The sequence below is a fragment of the Anaerovibrio sp. RM50 genome, from assembly GCF_000622005.1.
GTDB lineage: Bacteria > Bacillota > Negativicutes > Selenomonadales > Selenomonadaceae > Anaerovibrio.
This window is the reverse complement of sequence record NZ_KK211384.1, coordinates 12434-32491: the sequence shown is the minus strand read 5'-3', so window position 1 is coordinate 32491 and position 20058 is coordinate 12434. Positions and strand designations below refer to the sequence as shown.

General features: G+C 41.3%; 29 protein-coding genes. 20 read left to right on the top strand and 9 right to left on the bottom strand.

Annotation, left to right across the window (positions count from 1 at the left end):
- The first annotated feature begins 17 nt into the window (after positions 1-17).
- Genes cbiD through fic form a run of 8 tightly spaced genes read left to right on the top strand, consistent with a single transcriptional unit; the run spans position 18 to position 6293 of the window.
- Complete coding sequence (gene cbiD, locus T525_RS0113090; protein WP_027407545.1) at positions 18-1118, top strand: cobalt-precorrin-5B (C(1))-methyltransferase CbiD; 1101 nt, start codon at positions 18-20, stop codon at positions 1116-1118.
- The gene (cbiE, locus tag T525_RS0113085; RefSeq protein WP_027407544.1) at positions 1103-1738 is read left to right on the top strand and encodes a precorrin-6y C5,15-methyltransferase (decarboxylating) subunit CbiE; all 636 of its coding nucleotides are present in this window, start codon (positions 1103-1105) and stop codon (positions 1736-1738) included. The genes cbiD and cbiE overlap by 16 nt, the downstream gene beginning before the upstream one ends.
- Entirely contained in the window at positions 1738-2322 is a 585-nt protein-coding gene (cbiT, locus tag T525_RS0113080) for a precorrin-6Y C5,15-methyltransferase (decarboxylating) subunit CbiT (RefSeq protein WP_027407543.1), read from the top strand. The genes cbiE and cbiT overlap by 1 nt, the downstream gene beginning before the upstream one ends.
- 5 nt (positions 2323-2327) lie before the next feature.
- On the top strand, positions 2328-3083 hold the full coding sequence (gene cobM / locus T525_RS0113075) for a precorrin-4 C(11)-methyltransferase (RefSeq protein ID WP_027407542.1): 756 nt from the start codon (positions 2328-2330) through the stop codon (positions 3081-3083).
- Positions 3080-4150 carry a cobalt-precorrin 5A hydrolase gene (locus T525_RS0113070; RefSeq protein ID WP_027407541.1) on the top strand — a complete coding sequence of 357 codons (1071 nt, stop codon included), beginning with the start codon at positions 3080-3082 and terminating at the stop codon, positions 4148-4150. Before cobM ends, T525_RS0113070 begins: the two co-directional genes overlap by 4 nt.
- Complete coding sequence (cobJ, locus tag T525_RS0113065) at positions 4138-4878, top strand: precorrin-3B C(17)-methyltransferase (RefSeq protein WP_027407540.1); 741 nt, start codon at positions 4138-4140, stop codon at positions 4876-4878. Before T525_RS0113070 ends, cobJ begins: the two co-directional genes overlap by 13 nt.
- Positions 4875-5642, top strand: a complete 768-nt coding sequence (gene cobK / locus T525_RS0113060; RefSeq protein ID WP_027407539.1) for a precorrin-6A reductase — start codon at positions 4875-4877, stop codon at positions 5640-5642. Before cobJ ends, cobK begins: the two co-directional genes overlap by 4 nt.
- Positions 5643-5681: 39 nt before the next feature.
- Complete coding sequence (gene fic / locus T525_RS0113055) at positions 5682-6293, top strand: protein adenylyltransferase Fic (RefSeq protein WP_037325718.1); 612 nt, start codon at positions 5682-5684, stop codon at positions 6291-6293.
- Between the two features lie 238 nt (positions 6294-6531).
- On the opposite strand, the gene T525_RS0113050 is transcribed toward fic, so the two are convergent.
- From T525_RS0113050 to T525_RS0113025, 6 genes are read right to left on the bottom strand one after another with little or no spacing between them, the layout of a single operon-like run.
- Entirely contained in the window at positions 6532-6996 is a 465-nt protein-coding gene (locus tag T525_RS0113050) for a hypothetical protein (RefSeq protein WP_027407537.1), read from the bottom strand.
- A 30-nt stretch (positions 6997-7026) separates the two neighbouring features.
- The gene (locus tag T525_RS0113045; RefSeq protein WP_027407536.1) at positions 7027-7848 is read right to left on the bottom strand and encodes a hypothetical protein; all 822 of its coding nucleotides are present in this window, start codon (positions 7846-7848) and stop codon (positions 7027-7029) included.
- Positions 7849-7886: 38 nt separating this feature from the next.
- Entirely contained in the window at positions 7887-8174 is a 288-nt protein-coding gene (locus T525_RS0113040; RefSeq protein WP_156945836.1) for a hypothetical protein, read from the bottom strand.
- 10 nt (positions 8175-8184) lie between these two features.
- Positions 8185-8367 (bottom strand): hypothetical protein, encoded by a 183-nt coding sequence (locus T525_RS0113035; RefSeq protein ID WP_027407534.1) that lies wholly within the window; start codon positions 8365-8367, stop codon positions 8185-8187.
- A 30-nt stretch (positions 8368-8397) separates the two neighbouring features.
- Positions 8398-8571, bottom strand: coding sequence for a hypothetical protein (locus tag T525_RS16475; RefSeq protein ID WP_156945833.1), 174 nt, complete (start codon positions 8569-8571; stop codon positions 8398-8400).
- Between the two features lie 10 nt (positions 8572-8581).
- Complete coding sequence (locus T525_RS0113025; protein ID WP_027407533.1) at positions 8582-9481, bottom strand: ImmA/IrrE family metallo-endopeptidase; 900 nt, start codon at positions 9479-9481, stop codon at positions 8582-8584.
- Between the two features lie 412 nt (positions 9482-9893).
- Here T525_RS0113025 and T525_RS15295 point away from each other — a divergent pair, with 412 nt between their 5' ends.
- From T525_RS15295 to T525_RS0112985, 8 genes are all read left to right on the top strand, one after another.
- Positions 9894-10073 carry a hypothetical protein gene (locus tag T525_RS15295; protein ID WP_037325716.1) on the top strand — a complete coding sequence of 60 codons (180 nt, stop codon included), beginning with the start codon at positions 9894-9896 and terminating at the stop codon, positions 10071-10073.
- A gap of 98 nt (positions 10074-10171) precedes the next feature.
- Entirely contained in the window at positions 10172-10312 is a 141-nt protein-coding gene (locus T525_RS16470) for a hypothetical protein (RefSeq protein WP_156945830.1), read from the top strand.
- A gap of 105 nt (positions 10313-10417) precedes the next feature.
- Positions 10418-10612: a hypothetical protein gene (locus T525_RS0113010; RefSeq protein WP_027407531.1), complete on the top strand. Its 195-nt coding sequence runs from the start codon at positions 10418-10420 to the stop codon at positions 10610-10612.
- Positions 10613-10658: 46 nt separating this feature from the next.
- The gene (locus tag T525_RS16465) at positions 10659-10799 is read left to right on the top strand and encodes a hypothetical protein (protein WP_156945828.1); all 141 of its coding nucleotides are present in this window, start codon (positions 10659-10661) and stop codon (positions 10797-10799) included.
- Between the two features lie 87 nt (positions 10800-10886).
- The gene (locus T525_RS0113000) at positions 10887-11084 is read left to right on the top strand and encodes a hypothetical protein (protein WP_027407530.1); all 198 of its coding nucleotides are present in this window, start codon (positions 10887-10889) and stop codon (positions 11082-11084) included.
- Positions 11085-11120: 36 nt separating this feature from the next.
- Positions 11121-11300, top strand: a complete 180-nt coding sequence (locus T525_RS0112995; protein WP_027407529.1) for a hypothetical protein — start codon at positions 11121-11123, stop codon at positions 11298-11300.
- Between the two features lie 47 nt (positions 11301-11347).
- Positions 11348-11527, top strand: a complete 180-nt coding sequence (locus tag T525_RS16460; protein ID WP_156945826.1) for a hypothetical protein — start codon at positions 11348-11350, stop codon at positions 11525-11527.
- Positions 11528-11905: 378 nt separating this feature from the next.
- Positions 11906-12400: an HAD domain-containing protein gene (locus T525_RS0112985; RefSeq protein ID WP_027407528.1), complete on the top strand. Its 495-nt coding sequence runs from the start codon at positions 11906-11908 to the stop codon at positions 12398-12400.
- Between the two features lie 138 nt (positions 12401-12538).
- Here T525_RS0112985 and T525_RS0112980 read toward each other — a convergent pair whose 3' ends face one another.
- The 3 genes from T525_RS0112980 to T525_RS0112970 all read right to left on the bottom strand — a co-directional run bounded on the left by T525_RS0112980 (position 12539) and on the right by T525_RS0112970 (position 14159).
- Positions 12539-13078 (bottom strand): phosphatase PAP2 family protein, encoded by a 540-nt coding sequence (locus T525_RS0112980; protein WP_027407527.1) that lies wholly within the window; start codon positions 13076-13078, stop codon positions 12539-12541.
- 143 nt (positions 13079-13221) lie between these two features.
- Positions 13222-13725 (bottom strand): hypothetical protein, encoded by a 504-nt coding sequence (locus T525_RS0112975; RefSeq protein ID WP_027407526.1) that lies wholly within the window; start codon positions 13723-13725, stop codon positions 13222-13224.
- Positions 13726-13769: 44 nt separating this feature from the next.
- On the bottom strand, positions 13770-14159 hold the full coding sequence (locus tag T525_RS0112970; protein WP_027407525.1) for a pyridoxamine 5'-phosphate oxidase family protein: 390 nt from the start codon (positions 14157-14159) through the stop codon (positions 13770-13772).
- Between the two features lie 291 nt (positions 14160-14450).
- Between T525_RS0112970 and cas12a the strand changes: the two genes are divergently transcribed.
- The 4 genes from cas12a to cas2 are packed head-to-tail and all read left to right on the top strand — an operon-like array spanning position 14451 to position 19947.
- Entirely contained in the window at positions 14451-18158 is a 3708-nt protein-coding gene (cas12a, locus tag T525_RS0112965; RefSeq protein ID WP_027407524.1) for a type V CRISPR-associated protein Cas12a/Cpf1, read from the top strand.
- Positions 18151-18708, top strand: a complete 558-nt coding sequence (cas4, locus tag T525_RS0112960) for a type V CRISPR-associated protein Cas4 (protein ID WP_072031665.1) — start codon at positions 18151-18153, stop codon at positions 18706-18708. The genes cas12a and cas4 overlap by 8 nt, the downstream gene beginning before the upstream one ends.
- Complete coding sequence (cas1, locus tag T525_RS0112955) at positions 18705-19670, top strand: type V CRISPR-associated endonuclease Cas1 (protein ID WP_027407522.1); 966 nt, start codon at positions 18705-18707, stop codon at positions 19668-19670. Before cas4 ends, cas1 begins: the two co-directional genes overlap by 4 nt.
- A gap of 4 nt (positions 19671-19674) precedes the next feature.
- Complete coding sequence (cas2, locus tag T525_RS0112950; protein ID WP_027407521.1) at positions 19675-19947, top strand: CRISPR-associated endonuclease Cas2; 273 nt, start codon at positions 19675-19677, stop codon at positions 19945-19947.
- Positions 19948-20058 lie beyond the last annotated feature (111 nt).

The following is a 20058-nucleotide window of genomic DNA, read 5'->3' as shown; positions in this document are numbered from 1 at the left end:
TAAAATAGGAGACGTAAATGCCTAAAGAACTTAGGGGCGGATATACCACAGGGGCCTGTGTGGCAGCCGGAGTCAAGGCAGCGGCTCTGTTTATGCAGGGCAGCTCCGTTGATTTTGTGGAAATAAATGCCCTTGACGGAACAAAACTGCATATACCCGTAAAGGCCATTGAACCCTTTGGGAAGGGCATAAGGGTGGAAATAGTGAAGGACTCCGGGGACGATCCGGATATTACCAACGGAGCATCCATTTTGACTACCCTGACCATGGACAAGTCCCAGGAGGGTATCAAGCTTATCGCTGGAAAGGGAGTTGGCACCATTACAAAGCCCGGGCTGGCAATACCTCCAGGGGAGCCTTCCATTAATCCGGGTCCCAGAGCTCTTATAAGACAGTCCTTGGAGGAGGTCTTTGGCTTTATTCCCGGCTGCTCTGTACGGGTTGATGTGCCGGCGGGTGAGGAGCTGGCCAAGAAAACCCTAAATTCCGTGTTGGGGGTAGTTGGTGGTATATCCATTATTGGCACCACTGGGGTTATTCGCCCCATGTCCGAGGAAGCATTTAAGGATTCATTGGTGCCTCAGATCAGTGTTGCTCTGGCTTCAGGGTACAAGACACAGATTTTTGTGCCTGGAAAGATTGGTGAACGTATAGCCAGTTCATGGGGACTTCCGACAGAAGCAATGGTCCAGACCTCCAATTTTATCGGTCACATGCTGGAATCGGCGGCAGATATGGGACTGGAAAGAGTTCTTTTATTTGGCCATATCGGAAAAATGGCCAAGGTGGCGGCGGGAGTTTTTCATACCCACAACCGCATGGGAGACGGGCGTATGGAAACCATGGCGGCCTACAGTGCAGCGGCGGGAATGCCACCAGAGGGAGTGCAGGAGATACTTTCTGCTGTTACCACAGAGGAGGCACTGCCAGTTATTGAAAAGTATAATCTGGAGTCTGTCTATGACACCATTGCGGCACGGGCAAGCCTTAGAGCCCAGCGCTATGTATTTGAAAAAATGCAGGTTGGCACAGTGATGGTTACCCTGAAGGGAAAGCTTTTGGGCATGGACGATACAGCAAGAAAGATTGGCGAGGAGTTTGGATGGAACATAAAATAATTATTGTGGGCATTGGACCAGGAAGTCCTGAATATATGATACCAGCGGCATTAAAGACCATTGATGAGGCAAAGGTGCTGGTGGGGGGCAGCCGTGCCATGGAGCAGTATGGCAAGGACAAGGGCCAGAAGCAGTGCATTATTCGGGCGGATATGCATGCTGTTATGGACTTCATTGAAAGGGAGCTTCATACCCAGGACGTGGTGGTAATGGTTTCCGGGGATCCGGGGTATTACTCTATGCTGGATGCTGTTAAGCGCAATTTTGAAGATAAGCCAATAAAGGTCATTCCAGGGCTCAGCTCTATGCAGGTGGCCTTTGCCAAGCTGGGTATGCCATGGCAGGAGGCGGAGCTTATCAGCATGCACGGGCGCAGTGCTTCCAAGGAAAAAATGGTTTATTGTCCCGGCAAGATTTTAGGCTTTTTGACGGATAAAAATAATAATTCCAGAACCATTCCTTCCATGCTGAGAAAAATGGGCTGGCCGGCGGGGGCCATGGTGGCAATCTGCAACCGACTGTCATATCCCGATGAGAAAATTATAATTACAACCATCGGTGAAGCGGCCAAACTGGAGACGGTGTATTTAAATTGCGTATTGGTGGTGAAGGCAAAATGATTCCATTAGGGATTCCCGATGAGGAATTTATTCGTGGCAAGGTGCCCATGACAAAGCAGGAGGTTAGGATTCTGACCATTGCCAAGGCCCGCATAAAGCCAGACAGTGTAATTTGCGATGTGGGAGCAGGCACGGGCTCCATATCCATAGAGGCAGCTTTTCAAGCCAAGGACGGTATGATATATGCCATTGAGCGCAATCCAGATGGCATTGACTTAATTAAACAAAATGCACAAAAATTTGGTGTATATAACTTAAAGGTTATTGAGGCCTACGCCCCTGAGGGATTTGATGAGCTTCCCATGCTTGATGCTGTTATCATTGGGGGCAGCGGCAGCAATCTGCCAATTATTCTTGATGCAATTGATAAAAAGCTGAACAAGGGCGGGCGAATTGTGATGAACTGCATCACCATACAGACTATCGCCCAGTGCCTGGAATATATGAGAAAGCGTGAGGATTATACCTATGAGGCCGTTCAGGTCCAGGTGAGCAAGCTGGAGCAGGTGGGGCCTTATGATATGCCAAAGGCAAATAATCCGATTTATATAGTTACATGTGAAAAACAGAAAGGAGCTAAATAATGGCAATGGTAAATATAGTGGGGGCAGGCCCTGGCGATCCTGAGCTTATTACAGTAAAGGGCAAGAGACTACTGGAGGAGGCTGACGTTATTATTTATGCGGGCTCCCTGGTGCCGGAGGCTTTGCTGGGCTACGCCAAGGAGGGCTGTGAGATTCATAATTCCGCTTCAATGTCCCTTCCTGAGGTGCTGGAGGTTATTGAAAAATCCGTGGCAGCTGGTAAAAATGTGGTAAGACTCCATACGGGGGATCCTGCCATTTATGGTGCCATTCAGGAGCAGATGGATGCCCTTAACAAGAAGGGCATTGAATATCAGGTGGTTCCGGGAGTCAGCAGCTTTTTGGCCACTGCAGCGGCCCTTAAGCAGGAGTATACCCTGCCGGGGGTTACCCAGACCGTTATTATTACCAGAAATGAAGGTAGAACTCCAGTTCCGGATAGGGAAAAGCTTCGTTCTCTGGCTGCCCACAAGGCCACCATGTGCATTTTCCTCAGTATCTCCATGCTGGGGGATGTGGTGAAGGAGCTTATTGAGGGTGGCTATGAGCCTACTACTCCTATTGCCATTGTTCAGCGGGCCAGCTGGCCGGAGCAGCGGATTTTCCGTGGTACATTGGAGACCATCTGCAAGGAAATTGAGGGCAAGGGCGTAGACCGCACCTCCATGATAGTCGTAAGTAATGTGTTGGGCAGTGACTACGAGCTGTCAAGGCTTTATGCCCCGGAGTTCAGTCACGGATTTAGGGAAGCCAGCCTATGAAATATGCCATCTTTACTTCATCAGAAAATGGATTGAAGGTAGCCAGACGCATCAGAGAGAATATTAAGGCCAATGTGGATATTTATGCCCATGAGGGCCTTAGGGACCAGCATGAGGTCATATATTACAGCCGTCTGGCCAGTGCTGTAAAGGAAGAATTTTCCAGATACGGGGCCCTGATTTTTATTATGGCCACGGGAATTGTGGTGCGTACTATTGCCCCGCTCTTGGAAAGCAAGCTCACTGATCCTGCAGTTGTGGTAATGGACGAGCAGGCCAGAAATGTTATCAGTCTGTTGTCCGGCCATATTGGGGGCGGCAATGAGCTTACTCTGGAGCTGGCGGAAATTCTGGAAAGCAATCCTGTTATTACTACAGCTACAGACGTGAATAATAAGCTGGCCCCGGATTTGTTGGCATCACGCATTGGGCTGGTGCCTTATCCAAAGAAAAATATTCTCCATTTAAATAACGCGGTTTTGGGAGACGCACAGCTGGAATACCTCATAGATGAGGATATTCCATGTCTGGAGGAATACCGTGAAAAGATGAAGAGCAATGGCATTTTGGTGACGGTTTGCACCAATGAGGAAATATCCAAAAAGGTGGTGGAGCAGGGCACCTATCGCGTGGTGCTTTCCGCTAATCATTTTCCTGTTAATGAATGGGTGCTGTATCTTAGGCCAAGGCGGCTGGTGGCCGGTATCGGCTGTCGCCGGGGTGTTGGGGCGGACCTGATTCGCGGGGCACTGGAGGAGGCCTGCAAGAGGATTGGCTGGAGTGTTGACCGTATAGACGAAATGGCCAGCACTGTATTCAAGGCTGACGAGCAGGGACTCCTGGAAATTGCAAAGACCCTGAACAAGAAGATTACCTTCTGGGATAACAGCAAACTGAAGGAACAGATAGAATATTATAATTTGGCAGAGTCGGAATTTGTAAGAAAAACTATTGGCGTGGGAAATGTGGCGGAGGCTGCGGCCTTTTGCTGTGTTAACCACGGTGTTGAGGCTCTCCTTAAGACAAAATATGAGAAAGTGACGGTGGCGTTAATATGGGAAAAATAACAGTAATCGGAATTGGTCCTGGCAGCATGGACGATATGACTCCAAAGGCAAAAAAAGCAATCGAGGCGGCAGAAGTGGTTGCGGGCTATACCACATATATTGATTTAATTAAGCCAATGCTTGAGGGCAAAGAGGTTATTGGCACAGGCATGATGCAGGAGGTTGACCGCTGCAAGATGGCTGTGGAGTCTGCAGCATCCGGAAAAAATACCATAGTTGTATCCAGCGGTGATGCTGGGGTATATGGTATGGCCGGGCTCGTATTGGAGCTGGTGCTTCAGTACCCGGAGTGTGACCGTCCGGAATATGGCGGAACAGTGGCAGGGGTTTCTGCAGTAAATGCGGCGGCTTCTATTCTGGGAGCTCCGCTGATGCACGATTTTGCAGTTATTTCCCTCAGTGACTGGATGACCCCTTGGGAGCTTATTCAGAAGCGTGCCAAATTGGCAGGGGAGGGGGATTTTGTAATTGCCCTTTATAACCCAAAGAGCAAGGCCCGTCCAGATTATATTGACACCATTCAGGAGATTCTTCTGAAGTGCCGTGATCCAAAGACCCCAGTGGGTATTGTTACCAGTGCCAGCCGTGAGCAGGAGGATTATGTTATTTCCGATCTGGAGCATTTCACAGAGGAAGAAATCGGCATGTTCTCCATCGTAATCATTGGCAACAGCCACACCTACGTTAAGGACGGTTATATGATTACTCCAAGAGGTTACAAGGTATGATTTTCATAGCTGCGGGTACTCAGGACGGACGTGAACTGGCGGGCTTCATTTTGGAGCATGGCTATGAGGTTACTGCCTCTGTTGTCAGTGAGTACGGTGAGGAGCTTTTGCAAAGCTACAAGGGAATAAAGGTTAATAATAAGGCCATGGATGAAGCTGGCTTTGTGGAGTATTTCAGCAGCAACAAGGTGGAGTGCTTTGTTGATGCCAGTCACCCCTATGCGGCCAATATTTCCGCCAATGCCATGAGGGCCTGTGAAAAATATGGTGTGCCTTATATCCGCTATGAGCGGCCATCAAGCCAGCTGGATTATGACAAGGCCTATTATGTGGAAAGCGTTGAGGCAGCGGCAGAGAAGGCCGGAGAACTGGGAAAGCACGTATTTCTCACCACTGGCAGCAGGAGTCTTCCTGTATTTGCCAGGGCCGAGGCCTTAAAGAACTGCGATGTGGTATGCCGTATTCTGCCGGAGGCTGAGGTGGTACGGGAGGCCAGGGAGCTGGGCTTTTCACCAAATCAAATTGTTGCCATGCAGGGGCCGTTTTCCAAGGAGCTTAACAAGGAGCTCTTTATCAAGTACAAGGCTGATGTGGTGGTTACTAAAAACAGCGGCTCCCTTGGTGGGGCAGATACAAAATTTGCGGCAGTAAAGGAGCTGAATCTGCCTATGGTGGTTATCGACCGCCCGAAGGTGGAATACACCAACGTGGCCTATAGCTTCGATGGTGTGCTGGAGTTTCTTGAAGGCCAAGTAAGGAAATAGTATTTTTACGGGTCAGTGGAAATGGAGATGAAGAAGTCTATGGCAAATGCATTGGAAAATAAACTTGGTATAACGGATTCCATAGAACTGGCCCATATAGAGGAACGCCTGAGCAAAAAGAGAGCACTGGAGCTTTATGATAAAAAGCTGCTGGATTCCTTTTCGGTAGGCACATTTGAAGGCCTGCAGGCAATACACAAATATCTTTTTCAGGATGTATATGATTTTGCCGGTGTCATGCGGACTGTTAATTTAGCAAAGGGAAATTTTCGCTTTGCACCGGTGCTGTATTTAAGTGAAGCCCTTGGCAATATTGATAAAATGCCACAGGATACCTTCGACCATATTATTGAGAAGTATGTGGAGATGAATGTGGCCCATCCCTTCCGTGAGGGAAATGGCCGCAGTACAAGAATATGGCTGGACTGCATACTAAAAAAGGAACTGGGCAAGGTAGTTGACTGGAGTCAGGTGGACAAGGAGGATTACCTTTTGGCCATGGAAAGAAGCCCCGTGCGCAACAAGGAAATAAAGGCCCTTCTGCAAGATGCTTTAACGGACAAAATCACTGACCGCCAAGTGTATATGAAGGGCATCGACGCCTCCTATGCCTATGAGGGCTACAGCACCTGGTCTATTGATAAAATTTAATATTTCTAAAATAAATGCTGGAACTAGTAACTGGTTCCAGCATTTTTTATTAGATGACTATTCGCTCTTTTTGAAGAATGCTCGCTGAACCCCACCCAAGAGCCGTGGCCGCAGCTGCACACAGATTTTAAAAGAAAGAGCCCATGTCGGGACTAGCTTCGCGTCGCAGCCGCCCCACGGCATACGCCCCACCCAAAAAAGAAAAGCACCCATGAAGGGTGCTCAATCAATATTTTTCTTAAAGCTCAGATGCCTTACCAACCTTAAAGAATTTATGCCTTTCTGCAATTTCTTCAGCTTTTTCCTGAGTGAAGCTCATCCCCAACTTATTTCCAAGATATATAATCATTTGTGGATCAGTTGCATTATGAAACGCTATGTCTAATAATTGGTGCAATATTTTTTTAGGGGTAGCATTTTTTATATATATTTCCAATTCGCCTGGTACAAGCTCAATGCCTGATTTTTCTGCATGGGATATGATTATTTTTTTTTTCTGTTCATCATCTTTAGCGGTTAAAAGTGCCTTATAATATTCCAACTCTCTTTCAGGAATAAGGTCTTTTATTTGTTCTAATATGTGTTCTTCTTTTATTCTGTCAGCTTCCAGTTTACATATTTCTTGAAATATCGCTTCTTTGTGTTGCTCATCGTCAATAAATAACAATTCTAATGCAAGTTCTGTAAATCTGTCTTTCTGCATGGTAATCACCCCACATTCCAGATTTTTTACTCAATTGTTCAAAGTATATTTTTCAGAAAGAATATCTACTGCATCATTTGCGCAGAGAGTCCAGAGTATTTCAATGTCAGCTATTATCCGTCTAATATTATATTTTTTTAAAAGTGTTGCCGGTGGAAGCCCATCTTTATACATAAGGTGTTGAAGCATATACCCCAACCAAAACATTGGACTTTTATCTACTATGGCATTAACGATCTGCGGGCCAACCCAATTTAACGAGAGTTCTTTTGCAAAATCATCAAATATTACATCACTTTTCATTGGATAATGATATTTTTCGTCATAAGAATGCCCTAATTGATAAACATCATAAGCTGTTTGGGAAGTAAGCCATCTTTCAATTAATTCAACTGGTTTAAAGGCAAATGCTTCGATTGATTGCGCCAAAACATACCCAACATTAAAAGCCATATTAAATCTATAGTTAATATCATGTCTTTCTGCATAGTTTGCATCTACAGGCATTTTTTTTAGATCATAATTTGGACGTTTCAGTTCTGGTCCATAAAACACAATTCCTTCTCTGGCTATATAATTACTTTGTTCACCAAATGGTAAAAGTGCATTAAAATCATCTTTCTCCCTGTATAGAGTACCTAAATCCATATCAAATAAGAGTTCATCGGATAAATCAGAGTAAAAGTTATCGTGGTCATGTTCGTCAAGAAGTATCTCAAGAAAAGGATATCTATCTGTTGGAGGAAAAAGAATTATCTGATATAAATTATCTTTAAAATAATCCTTAATTTTATTTATAGCCGCTATCATATCTATCTCTGGGTGCAGCTGCATCCATCTTTCAGCATCCATTGTAAAAACCTCCTAACAGAAATCTATCAGAACTGCTATTACAATTTACCTTCCTTTATTTCCCTAATCCATCTGTCTAAAATCTTAAGCTGTGTTGCACGATCAATATCAGGGTATCGACCCTCCGTAAAATCAATAGCTTTTTCCAACGGCATTCCGCAAATTTCTGTTCTGATGTCGATTTCCATTTGCTTGTCGATGTTCGGGTCGCCGTATTCCATTTTCATTACCAGTGCCAATGCTTCATCCTCCGTAAGTTCAATACCCTTGAAAAGTATTTTTCCGTTTTTCCATATTGGATAAGTTTTAGTGTTCTTCTCAGCCATAACGCCCACCTCACTTCTCTTTTGGTTCATCCAACGCCTCTATTCGCCGATTTGTTTCTGCATACTCATTGGCCGACTGCCTATCAAAATCCATCCCCAATTTCTGGGATATTTCCAAAATCTCATCCACATCAGTACTCTGTCGAAGCTTTCTTATCAATTCCACTCCATGCTGTCTTGTTAATTCTTCCATAATGAACACCCCCATGTTGAAGTGTGACATTTATTTTTTATCCAACGCCATTATTCGCAGATTTCTTTCCATATATTCGATGGCCTCTTGACGGGTGAAGTCCATCCCTAGTTTTTGTGATATTTCCAAAATCTCGTCTACATTGGAGCTCTGGTGAAGTCTTTCTGTCAATTCTATTCCTTGTTTTCTTGTTAATTGTTCCATGCCAACCACCTCACTTGTATACGTTTATAATTAACTCCTTCGGTGTCTTGTATTTACCAAGCAGCATGTTTTCTATTTTCCCGCAGGCCTTTAAAATGGCATCAAAGCTTATTCCCTCTGGCACCTCATTATTATTTTCCAAATAATGCTTCAAATATTTTTCAGATGGATTAATAATCCCCAGCCGTTTGCAGACAAGCCAGCAAACTGTTTCAGCCTCGAACTCCCTTACCTGATCCGTTAAAGTTTCGACCATTCTTCTTGGGATATGCTTTATTTTGTCCGGCATCTTAAAGTGTCCGCAAAAATAATGGCCCAGTTCGTGAAATATGGTAGCAACTTCCTCAGTTTCGCTCATTGATTCATTTATTACAATATCAAAACAATGTGATACTTCTATGCTTTTTTTACCTTCTGGAAGAATAATACTGCTGCTGCTCTGAAGTCTTTGAATTTTTCCAGCCATACCAGTACCATAATTTTGTTTCCTTACAACGATACCTTCCTTAATGATATCTTTAAAAAATGTATCGTAGTGTTTTCGGGAAATCTCCCCCTCAGTTCTGAAAGGATTAGTTATTTCCTGGGGCAAAGGCTTTCCCTCAGTATCGTTTGCCTCAAAGACAAATTCTATTGGGCCAAATGCTTTTAATATAACCAGCGGGTTGGCGGTGGATTTTGGGCTTCTGCCATATTTTTCCTTCCACTCTTTTGCGGTGGCCACATAGGAGCTGCCGGGCTTTTGCATAAAAACCAGCATGGCATTATACGGGGCAATTTTAGGAAAATTGGCTATAAATTCAAATAGCTTGCCGGTAAATTTTGTGGATCTGAATTTCTGGACATTGTTATATAATTCATCAATTTCTTCTATCCTGAATGGTGAACTTTTATATGTGCTATCAGTCATTTCAACCCACCTCCGTATACTATGACAGATCAGCAGAGTTTTAAACCTCAATATTTGTTAATAATAATTCTTTTCTATATTCTATATTAACATTTATATTTTGCAATATCTGTCAGGTCAAAAAAATGCCCTCGTCAGAGAACTTATATTCTCCAACAGGGCTCTGATATATGCCGGACTTTAAAAATAAAAATTTGGCTGCCACCCCAAAAAAATAAAGTGGAACACATGATTTTTATGTTGGCTATATTTTTGCACAGGTAAATGTTTTCAAGTTTAAAAAAAAATGATAACATACAGATAATAAATATTGATTAACCTAAAACCATATTCAAGTGGTTGTTATGTCGCTTGCGAAGCGACCTAAAGAGGACATGGTTTTGATAAAATATGGTTAGGAGGTGCATCTCTTATGGGAGAAGAAATACTAGCCTATAGAATGATGTTGGAAGCCGATACTCTGGAAGAAATAATGAAGTATTGCAAAATAGTATATCCGACGAAAACACCTCAAGAAATAAAGAAGTTCTCCGAAGAACTCTTAGCGATAAAAAATGGAGAAGATATTTGCATCAATCAAGGATGCTCTTAAAATGAATGTCCATTTAACTATGGGGGTCGTTGATTATGAAAGAGTCATCTACTGAAAAATCTCCCTTGACCGCGAACGAATCAGGAGGTGTGGGTGGTATGTCAGAAAAATTGGAAATGTATCTGAAGATAGCAAAGGCACAAACATTTGAAGAAGCAGTACAGTACATGAAAAAGGCTTGTCCGGGGATAACGGATGAGGAAGCCAAAAAAAGAGTAATGAACATTTTTAATATGTAAATACTCGGAACAAGATATTTGCTATCAGGTCTGAGCCTTTTGGCGATTATCCAATAGGACCATCCCAATAAAAGCCGTTCAACCTAATAAGGGGGATGTTTAATAATGATGAAGGAATTAGCAAAATTATCCTTGAAAGCATACAAGGCGAAGGATGAATCGGAGAGGTTAGCAGCATATACAGAGATATACAATCATTACGGAATAGAAATGTTGCCAGAGGAGAAGGAAATTTTCATGAAGGCGCCTCCATCCCAGTCACAGGAGAATATAAGTTTAGAAGAAAAATTACCAATATGATCATACCACTGAGAGCCGTTCAACCTAAACAGGGGGTGTATTGATTATGACAGAAACTATGAGATGGTTTTACCGAATAGCAGAAGCAAAAACGGTGGAAGAAGTGGTTTATTGTCTGCAAAAGGCTTATCCCGATATGCCAGACGAAGAAGCGGAAGAAAGGGCAAAAAAATACCTTATGATTTAAATGTAAGGGATAAACCAATACAACCCTCCCAAAATGGGGTGCACCTCAAATTTGGTGGGTCATTCAACTTAGGGGAGGCGTTTGAAAATGATGAACAAGTCAAAAGACAACGCAAGATTAACCTCGATAAAGCCATTGCCGCTGGAGAAATTCGTCAACGAGATAATGCGAAGAACACCGGGGATGTCAAGAGAACTGGTGGAGAAAGAGGGGAAGGAAATCCTCAGACGGGAGTACGAGGAACGGATGGCGTTAGAACAGTCCTTGGCCAATATGAACCGCTGAATTTGAGGGTCATTCAACCTAGAAAGGAGTTTGACAATGGAACCGAATCCTTGGAAATTAGCATTGAAAGCCTACGAAGCAAAAACACCATCGGAAAGACTGGCAGCGTTTACCGAGATTTACGATTACTACGGGATAGAAATGCTGCCAGAAGAAAAGGAATTCTTGGCGAATGCGACCCCCTCCCAATTATCCGATACGCCCTTCCCAAAATGAGGACCATTCAACAATAGTGTTAAGTTTCGGAAGGAGGGCGTTTGAAAGTGATGAAAGAATTGTCAAAGCACGAAATAAATGTTCTAACTCAAAAGATGTGCCACACAACGGACATGAAGGAATTGGAGGTATTAGCGGAAAAGCTGGGTATGAATTGGACAGAGGAATCACTCAAGAAAATTCAGGCAGCAAATCAGCAGATTATGCCAATACGACCCTCCAAATGAGGTTCATTCACCCAAAAAGAAATAATCTTAAATACACCCATAGAGCTGTTCCCAACCCAGGGGGCGGCTTCTTTAATTTCCCCCAAAATTGAAACAGGGGTCGGCTTCCGACCCTCTGTTGCTGATGGCACTGGAAGAAATTATACAATTCCTGATGAAAAGCATAACCGCTTCTACGTGCCTTTATTTACTTGTATATACGTTTTATTTTGGGATGTATTTCCTTTTCTGTTCTTTATATCCCTGAGCAGGGGAAAGTGTTATATCTGAGCAAGAAATAATGAAGTCAAATCGTTGATTGATAAGGCTTTGTTGGTTTGATAAGATTAGGTAAATTAGGTTTTTAATATAAGGGATCAATATAAGGAACGTGATATTATGTTTTATATATTTCTGGATGTGGACGGGGTACTGAACACGGAAATGGACTGGAAGCGCCCTTTTACCTTAAATAGCAAATGTATCAGCTGCTTTCTTGAATACATGGCCTATCTGAACGGGAAGCATAACCATGAGGTGGGCATTGTCCTCACTTCTTCATGGAAAACGGGCTTCAACAGTGATGGTAAACATGCGGTGTATATAAAGGAGTTAATTCACGCCATGGCCCCTGAAAAAATCCGCATAATGGATAAGACTGAGGAGCTTGACCAACTGGACAGGGGACGGAGCGTACTGAATTACTGTAAGGCACATAATATCAGGGATTATATAGTTTTTGATGATGACAAATCCCTGTTTAAAACCGCCCCGGAGCTGAATATCTACTACACCAATGCAGCCAGGGGCTTCACCAAGGATGATGCCCAAAAGCTGATAAACAGTGACAAAACTGGCTGGCAGAGGATTATGAATTTCTTTGGGGGAAAGTAAATAATTTGAGGTGGCTATTACTAGGGCAGTTCCCAAAAATCAAATAATCTCAAATATACATGGAGCTGTGTAGAGACCCCCATAAGTTAGATTACTTGGTCTAACTTATGGGGGTCTCTACACGTAATACGTTATTCGTTAATGCTTATATATGAATTTGGAAATATGACATGCCAGTATTCCAAAGACAATACCCAAAATCATTCCCGTAAGCACATCGGAAGGATAGTGGACAAACAGATATATCCTGGAAAAAGCCATTATAAAGGCCGCTGAAAATGCGGCGATAATCCAGCCTTTTTTCTTTGTACTGGCAATAGCCGTAGCTGCGACAAAAGAGCTGAAGGAATGACCGGAGGGAAAGGAATAGTCGGTTGCAGGCGGCGTAACAGGCAAAACCGATATTCCCGCAAAATCTATACATGGCCTTGCCCGCATTACAAGGTGTTTTAAAAAGATATTTCCCACCAAAAGGGTAAATAACAACCCAATCAGGACAGCTATGCCAGTTTGGCGGTATTTTTTTGTACAGCAAAGGCCAATGCCCAATATAATCCATATTGCACCATATTCCCCAACAAAGGATATTCCCCGCATAAAAGGGGTAAGCAGAGGAGTTACTATATTATCCTGCACGGCGAAAATAAGGGTTTTATCAATATTGAAAAGCCAGTCCATAAATGTCTCCTTTCATTATTTTTATATGATATCACAAATATCCGGAATAGTGAGCCACAAAAAAAGGCCAGTCCGAAGACTGACCTTATCCCATGAGGTTGCAGCACTCCACAGGAAAACCGCATATTGAGTTATCCAAATAGTTAAAGCTCAGTACCTGCACGTATTTCAGTAATAATATAATCACCATCAACCCCAAAGGACATTTCCACGGCAGAGTTAGGGGCATTAAAACAATAGTAGGTCTTGCCGCTAAGTTTTACTTCATCACCGTAGCCAAATTTGTGTATGACTTCTTCATAGGGGCTTCCTACCCGGATGCCGCTTGGGGTAGACAGGGAATTGTCTTTAAGTACCAATCCCGCAACTATCATTTCATTTTCGGGAATATTTTCCTCTGTAAAAGAGCGGCCAGTAATAGAAAAAGACTCAGAATATTTGTAGGTTACAATATGAAGCCAATCGGTTGTAGATTCAATCTTGTCAATGGGTTCACCATATATTTCCTTTACATAGCCCAGGGTACATCCCGGGCCTACGCCTCCCACATACATTTCCTCCCAGGGCATATTATGTGCAAAGGCCACTGATGATATCAACATACTGCAAAGTACAATAAATGCTGCAAGCTTTGATTTACAAGGCATACACATTACCTCTCTTTCTGTTGTGGAAAAATTCATGTATTCCCTTACAATATTACAGGATCAGCAGCAAATGAGTATATGCCGCCTTTTGCTTCCTTGATTTCCAATACTTCAAAGACCCCATCTCCAACATGATACATTCCCTTTAAGCTTGGATATTCCTCCAGCATGGCGGAGCGGATATCATCGCTGTCGATTGCTTCCACCTTTGCGGTAAGTCTCAGCCAGCTTTTGTCAGGGTATACTGCTGAGATTTCAACCTTCGGATTGGCCTTCATCTGGGCAAAGCATGGCTTTTTATTGCCAGTGCAAAGATAAGGCTTGCCCTCATATTCGACAACAGCACCAAAAGGACGCACCCTTGGCTGGTCCCCATCAATGGTGGCAATAAAGAAGGTGTCTGCTTTTTTCAGGGCTTCAACTATTTTGTTCATGGTATAAATCCCCCTTTGAACCATTATATAAAACTCTTTCTTGTATTATACACCCAAGGAGATATCTTTATAAGATAGCGGCAAAAGAAAAAGTCCATTCCAAACCTACATTCTCTAGCTTGGTCAAAAAAAGTAACAACAAAGTGTTTCCAGTGGAAGACATAAGTGCTAATATAAAGTCAATGAAAATTAATTCACATGAAGGGGGAATTTTTTGAAAAGTATAGAAATATTTTAGGGGAAAAGGTTTAATACAGTGCTTTTGCAATAACTATAGGAAGAGGTGTAAACATGGTTGCGTTTATTGATGAATTTGTAGGGCAATACCCAGTTTCCAAAACTTTAAGATTTGAGGCACGACCAGTTCCAGAAACTAAGAAGTGGCTCGAAAGTGACCAGTGCAGTGTTTTGTTCAATGACCAAAAGCGTAATGAGTATTATGGTGTGCTTAAAGAACTATTGGATGATTATTACAGGGCTTATATTGAAGATGCGCTTACGTCATTTACTTTGGATAAAGCATTGCTTGAAAATGCCTATGACTTGTACTGCAACCGCGATACTAATGCTTTTTCCTCATGCTGTGAAAAATTGAGGAAGGATTTGGTAAAGGCTTTCGGAAATTTAAAGGATTATTTGTTGGGCTCTGATCAATTAAAGGACTTGGTTAAGCTTAAAGCCAAAGTAGATGCCCCAGCCGGTAAAGGTAAAAAGAAGATTGAAGTTGACAGCAGATTGATTAACTGGCTGAATAACAATGCAAAATATTCTGCTGAAGACAGAGAGAAATATATCAAAGCTATTGAATCATTTGAAGGCTTTGTAACCTATCTTACTAATTATAAGCAGGCCAGAGAGAATATGTTTAGCTCTGAGGACAAGTCCACGGCCATAGCTTTTCGGGTGATAGATCAAAATATGGTGACATATTTTGGCAATATAAGAATATATGAAAAAATCAAAGCCAAGTATCCTGAGTTATATTCTGCCCTTAAGGGCTTTGAAAAGTTTTTCTCGCCGACAGCTTATTCGGAAATACTGAGTCAAAGCAAAATAGATGAATACAACTATCAGTGTATTGGCAGACCAATTGATGATGCTGATTTCAAGGGCGTTAATTCCCTGATAAATGAATATCGTCAGAAAAATGGCATCAAAGCCCGTGAACTGCCTGTTATGTCAATGTTGTACAAGCAGATACTCAGTGACAGGGATAACAGTTTTATGTCTGAAGTAATAAATAGAAATGAGGAAGCCATAGAATGTGCCAAGAATGGGTATAAAGTTTCTTATGCACTTTTCAATGAGTTATTGCAGTTGTACAAGAAGATATTTACTGAAGATAACTATGGAAATATTTATGTAAAAACCCAGCCATTAACTGAGTTATCCCAGGCTCTTTTTGGGGATTGGAGTATTCTCAGAAATGCCTTGGATAATGGAAAATATGATAAGGATATAATTAATCTGGCTGAGTTGGAAAAGTATTTTTCTGAGTATTGCAAAGTGCTGGATGCTGATGATGCAGCTAAAATTCAGGATAAATTTAACTTGAAGGATTATTTCATTCAGAAAAATGCATTGGACGCTACTCTTCCTGATTTGGATAAAATAACCCAATATAAACCACATTTGGATGCTATGCTTCAGGCAATACGCAAATATAAGCTGTTTTCTATGTATAACGGCAGGAAAAAGATGGATGTTCCTGAAAATGGCATCGATTTTAGCAACGAGTTTAATGCTATATATGATAAGCTGAGCGAATTTAGTATCCTTTATGACAGAATCAGAAATTTTGCTACCAAGAAACCTTATTCTGATGAAAAGATGAAACTTTCCTTCAACATGCCGACAATGCTGGCTGGTTGGGACTATAACAATGAAACAGCCAATGGCTGCTTCCTGTTTATAAAAGATGGAAAATACTTCTTGGGTGTAGCAGACAGCAAATCAAAGAATATATTTGATTTTAAAAAGAATCCACACCTTTTGGATAAATATTCCTCCAAAGACATATATTATAAGGTTAAGTATAAGCAAGTTTCCGGCTCCGCCAAAATGTTACCAAAAGTTGTTTTCGCTGGTTCTAACGAAAAAATTTTTGGCCATTTGATTTCAAAACGAATATTGGAAATTCGTGAGAAAAAGCTATATACTGCAGCGGCAGGGGATCGTAAGGCTGTTGCTGAGTGGATAGACTTTATGAAATCAGCAATTGCCATTCACCCGGAATGGAATGAATATTTCAAGTTTAAGTTTAAAAATACAGCGGAATATGACAATGCAAATAAGTTTTATGAGGACATAGATAAGCAGACTTATTCGTTGGAAAAAGTGGAGATTCCAACAGAATATATTGATGAGATGGTTTCACAGCATAAGCTGTATTTGTTCCAGCTTTATACAAAGGATTTTTCCGATAAGAAAAAGAAAAAGGGAACGGATAACCTTCATACAATGTATTGGCATGGGGTGTTCAGCGATGAGAATTTAAAGGCCGTTACTGAGGGAACACAGCCAATTATAAAACTGAATGGTGAAGCGGAAATGTTTATGCGCAATCCGTCAATTGAGTTTCAGGTTACTCATGAGCATAACAAGCCTATTGCCAATAAAAATCCGCTCAATACCAAGAAGGAAAGTGTATTTAATTATGATTTGATTAAAGATAAGCGCTACACTGAAAGAAAATTCTATTTCCATTGTCCGATTACTCTGAATTTCCGGGCGGATAAGCCTATAAAGTACAACGAAAAGATTAACCGCTTTGTGGAGAATAATCCTGATGTGTGCATTATAGGCATTGACCGTGGTGAAAGACATTTACTGTATTACACTGTCATTAATCAGACAGGGGATATTTTGGAACAGGGTTCACTTAATAAGATTTCTGGCAGTTACACAAATGATAAGGGTGAGAAGGTCAACAAGGAAACGGATTACCATGATTTGCTGGACAGAAAGGAAAAAGGGAAGCATGTAGCCCAGCAGGCTTGGGAAACCATAGAGAACATCAAGGAATTAAAAGCAGGGTATTTGTCTCAGGTGGTATATAAGCTTACCCAGTTAATGCTGCAGTATAATGCTGTCATTGTCCTTGAGAACCTCAATGTTGGTTTTAAGCGTGGCAGAACAAAGGTGGAAAAGCAGGTTTATCAGAAATTTGAAAAAGCCATGATAGATAAGCTTAACTATCTTGTATTTAAGGACCGTGGTTATGAAATGAATGGTTCTTATGCAAAGGGCTTACAGCTGACGGATAAGTTTGAGAGCTTTGATAAGATTGGCAAACAGACAGGCTGTATATATTATGTGATACCGTCTTATACTTCACACATTGATCCAAAAACAGGATTTGTGAATCTGCTTAATGCCAAGCTGAGATATGAAAATATTACCAAGGCCCAGGATACAATACGGAAATTTGACAGCATTTCCTATAATGCCAAGGCAGATTATTTTGAGTTTGCCTTTGATTACAGAAGTTTTGGCGTTGATATGGCCAGAAATGAATGGGTGGTATGTACGTGCGGAGATTTGCGGTGGGAGTATTCTGCAAAAACACGGGAGACAAAGGCTTATTCCGTTACTGACCGGCTGAAAGAATTATTTAAAGCTCATGGTATCGATTATGTAGGTGGGGAGAATCTTGTATCTCATATTACAGAGGTTGCAGATAAACATTTTTTGAGTACGCTGTTGTTCTATTTGCGGTTGGTGCTGAAAATGAGATATACCGTAAGCGGAACAGAAAATGAAAATGACTTTATCCTATCCCCTGTGGAATATGCCCCAGGTAAATTCTTTGATTCCCGCGAGGCCACTTCCACTGAGCCGATGAATGCTGATGCCAACGGTGCATATCATATTGCTTTGAAAGGTCTCATGACTATAAGAGGAATTGAGGATGGCAAATTGCATAATTACGGTAAAGGTGGAGAAAACGCAGCATGGTTTAAATTTATGCAAAATCAGGAATATAAAAACAATGGATGATTATATATTGATTTCATGGCTGAATGATTTTATCTTTTGCCCGGTATCAATTTATTTTCACCAGTTATATGGGAATAAAGAAACGCTGCTTTACCAGAATAGTGATCAGATTTCTGGTAAAGCAGCCCATAAAACTGTTGATGAAAAATGCTATTCTACTCGCAAAGATGTGTTGCAGGGGATAAGTGTTGTATCAGAAAAGTATGGTCTTGTGGGCAAAATAGACATATTCGATGTGGCCAATGGCGTTCTGACTGAGCGGAAAAAAAGGATTGTAAACATTTATGATGGATATGTTTTCCAGCTTTATGCCCAATATTTTGCATTGATGGAAATGGGATATACCGTGTCTAATATCCGTTTTCATTCCATGGATGACAATAAGAACTATGACATCCTGCTTCCCTGTGAAGACCATATAATGTCTGTTAAATTCGAAAGTACAATTAAAGCAATAAGAGATTTTTCTTTGGACGATTTCCAGCAGACTAATATTAAAAAGTGTCAAAGATGTATTTACGAACCAGCATGTGACAGAGGTTTAATATGATTAGTAAGCCTGAATTTGAATCCAAACAAATCGTGTTCGTTTTGCTTAATGAAGGGGAGAAAATTGCTTTTTCAAATGACAACATAATAGTTAAGGACAAGGATGGGAAAATTCGCCACCAGTCCACCTGCTACAGATTGTTTATGTTGTGTCTGATAGGCAATATTTCAATTACAAATGCCGTATTCAAGGCTGCCCGCAAGTTTTGTTTCTTAATCGTATTAATGAGTTCCTCCATGAAAACCTATGAAATGCTTGGTGGAAGAATGGAAGGAAATGTGATATTGCGACGTAAACAATATGCCTATAGCGGTTTAGAATTGGCAAAGCATTTATTGAAAAATAAAGTTGAAAATTCGCGCCAACTTTTAATGGCTGAGCGCAATAAATCGGAAGATGTTAAGTTATCAATAGCACGTTTAGATGAATTTGTTACTAGAATAAGATCCTATACTGGAGAGCTATCGGGCTTATTGGGATTGGAAGGGCTATCTGCCAGAGAATATTTTAAATGCTACTACCGTGATATAGAATGGAAGGGGCGAAAGCCGAGGATAAAATGTGATTTTATAAATAGTACCCTGGATATAGGGTATACCATACTGTTTAATTATATTGATGCCTTGTTAAATGCTTTTGGTTTTGATACTTATTGCGGTGTATTACACCGGGAGTTTTACATGCGAAAATCCTTGGTATGTGATTTGGTGGAACCCTTTAGGAGCCTTATAGATATGCAGGTAAGAAAATCTGTTAATTTAAAGCAATGCCAGCCAGAGGATTTTACCAACCGCAATGGAGCTTTTCTTTTGAAGTGGGAGAATAATGGAAAATATATTGGCTTTTTAATGCAGCCAATTCTGCAAAAGAAGGTGGAAATTTTTATGTATGTTCAAAGCTACTATAGGGCATTTATGAAGGGCAAAAAGGCCGAGGAATTTCCTGTATTTGTGGTCAGGTGATATAATGGTTATAATCAGCTATGATATAAAAGACGACAAATTACGTACCAAGTTTAACAAGTATATTAGGAAATTTGGTGGAAGGTTGCAGTATTCTGTCTATGAAATACAAAACAGTGATACTGCCTTGGATAATATTATCTTGGAAATAAAAGGTAATTTTGAAAAGAAATTTTCTGAGGAAGATAGTATCATGATAATGAAGCTTTCCAAATATTGTGATATAACACGATTTGGTTATGCAAAGCATGATACAGATGAATTGATTATAGTTTGAGGTTGCAAACCTCTGTCTTTATGGAAATTTAAGGTTTAAAAATGAGGTTCTGGGCTAATAAAGTTAGTTTTAAAGAAATTAATGAAAATAAAAAACATGTTGGTTCAAAAA

What these genes read in the sequence shown, in the direction of transcription:
- cbiD (WP_027407545.1), top strand. Translation starts at nt 18, where the DNA reads ATGCCTAAAGAACTTAGGGGCGGATATACCACAGGGGCCTGTGTGGCA.
- cbiE (WP_027407544.1), top strand. Translation starts at nt 1,103, where the DNA reads ATGGAACATAAAATAATTATTGTGGGCATTGGACCAGGAAGTCCTGAA.
- cobM (WP_027407542.1), top strand. Translation starts at nt 2,328, where the DNA reads ATGGTAAATATAGTGGGGGCAGGCCCTGGCGATCCTGAGCTTATTACA.
- T525_RS0113070 (WP_027407541.1), top strand. Translation starts at nt 3,080, where the DNA reads ATGAAATATGCCATCTTTACTTCATCAGAAAATGGATTGAAGGTAGCC.
- cobJ (WP_027407540.1), top strand. Translation starts at nt 4,138, where the DNA reads ATGGGAAAAATAACAGTAATCGGAATTGGTCCTGGCAGCATGGACGAT.
- cobK (WP_027407539.1), top strand. Translation starts at nt 4,875, where the DNA reads ATGATTTTCATAGCTGCGGGTACTCAGGACGGACGTGAACTGGCGGGC.
- fic (WP_037325718.1), top strand. Translation starts at nt 5,682, where the DNA reads ATGGCAAATGCATTGGAAAATAAACTTGGTATAACGGATTCCATAGAA.
- T525_RS0113050 (WP_027407537.1), bottom strand. Translation starts at nt 6,996, where the DNA reads ATGCAGAAAGACAGATTTACAGAACTTGCATTAGAATTGTTATTTATT.
- T525_RS0113045 (WP_027407536.1), bottom strand. Translation starts at nt 7,848, where the DNA reads ATGGATGCTGAAAGATGGATGCAGCTGCACCCAGAGATAGATATGATA.
- T525_RS0113040 (WP_156945836.1), bottom strand. Translation starts at nt 8,174, where the DNA reads ATGGCTGAGAAGAACACTAAAACTTATCCAATATGGAAAAACGGAAAA.
- T525_RS0113035 (WP_027407534.1), bottom strand. Translation starts at nt 8,367, where the DNA reads ATGGAAGAATTAACAAGACAGCATGGAGTGGAATTGATAAGAAAGCTT.
- T525_RS16475 (WP_156945833.1), bottom strand. Translation starts at nt 8,571, where the DNA reads ATGGAACAATTAACAAGAAAACAAGGAATAGAATTGACAGAAAGACTT.
- T525_RS0113025 (WP_027407533.1), bottom strand. Translation starts at nt 9,481, where the DNA reads ATGACTGATAGCACATATAAAAGTTCACCATTCAGGATAGAAGAAATT.
- T525_RS15295 (WP_037325716.1), top strand. Translation starts at nt 9,894, where the DNA reads ATGGGAGAAGAAATACTAGCCTATAGAATGATGTTGGAAGCCGATACT.
- T525_RS16470 (WP_156945830.1), top strand. Translation starts at nt 10,172, where the DNA reads ATGTCAGAAAAATTGGAAATGTATCTGAAGATAGCAAAGGCACAAACA.
- T525_RS0113010 (WP_027407531.1), top strand. Translation starts at nt 10,418, where the DNA reads ATGATGAAGGAATTAGCAAAATTATCCTTGAAAGCATACAAGGCGAAG.
- T525_RS16465 (WP_156945828.1), top strand. Translation starts at nt 10,659, where the DNA reads ATGACAGAAACTATGAGATGGTTTTACCGAATAGCAGAAGCAAAAACG.
- T525_RS0113000 (WP_027407530.1), top strand. Translation starts at nt 10,887, where the DNA reads ATGATGAACAAGTCAAAAGACAACGCAAGATTAACCTCGATAAAGCCA.
- T525_RS0112995 (WP_027407529.1), top strand. Translation starts at nt 11,121, where the DNA reads ATGGAACCGAATCCTTGGAAATTAGCATTGAAAGCCTACGAAGCAAAA.
- T525_RS0112985 (WP_027407528.1), top strand. Translation starts at nt 11,906, where the DNA reads ATGTTTTATATATTTCTGGATGTGGACGGGGTACTGAACACGGAAATG.
- T525_RS0112980 (WP_027407527.1), bottom strand. Translation starts at nt 13,078, where the DNA reads ATGGACTGGCTTTTCAATATTGATAAAACCCTTATTTTCGCCGTGCAG.
- T525_RS0112975 (WP_027407526.1), bottom strand. Translation starts at nt 13,725, where the DNA reads ATGCCTTGTAAATCAAAGCTTGCAGCATTTATTGTACTTTGCAGTATG.
- T525_RS0112970 (WP_027407525.1), bottom strand. Translation starts at nt 14,159, where the DNA reads ATGAACAAAATAGTTGAAGCCCTGAAAAAAGCAGACACCTTCTTTATT.
- cas12a (WP_027407524.1), top strand. Translation starts at nt 14,451, where the DNA reads ATGGTTGCGTTTATTGATGAATTTGTAGGGCAATACCCAGTTTCCAAA.
- cas4 (WP_072031665.1), top strand. Translation starts at nt 18,151, where the DNA reads ATGGATGATTATATATTGATTTCATGGCTGAATGATTTTATCTTTTGC.
- cas1 (WP_027407522.1), top strand. Translation starts at nt 18,705, where the DNA reads ATGATTAGTAAGCCTGAATTTGAATCCAAACAAATCGTGTTCGTTTTG.
- cas2 (WP_027407521.1), top strand. Translation starts at nt 19,675, where the DNA reads ATGGTTATAATCAGCTATGATATAAAAGACGACAAATTACGTACCAAG.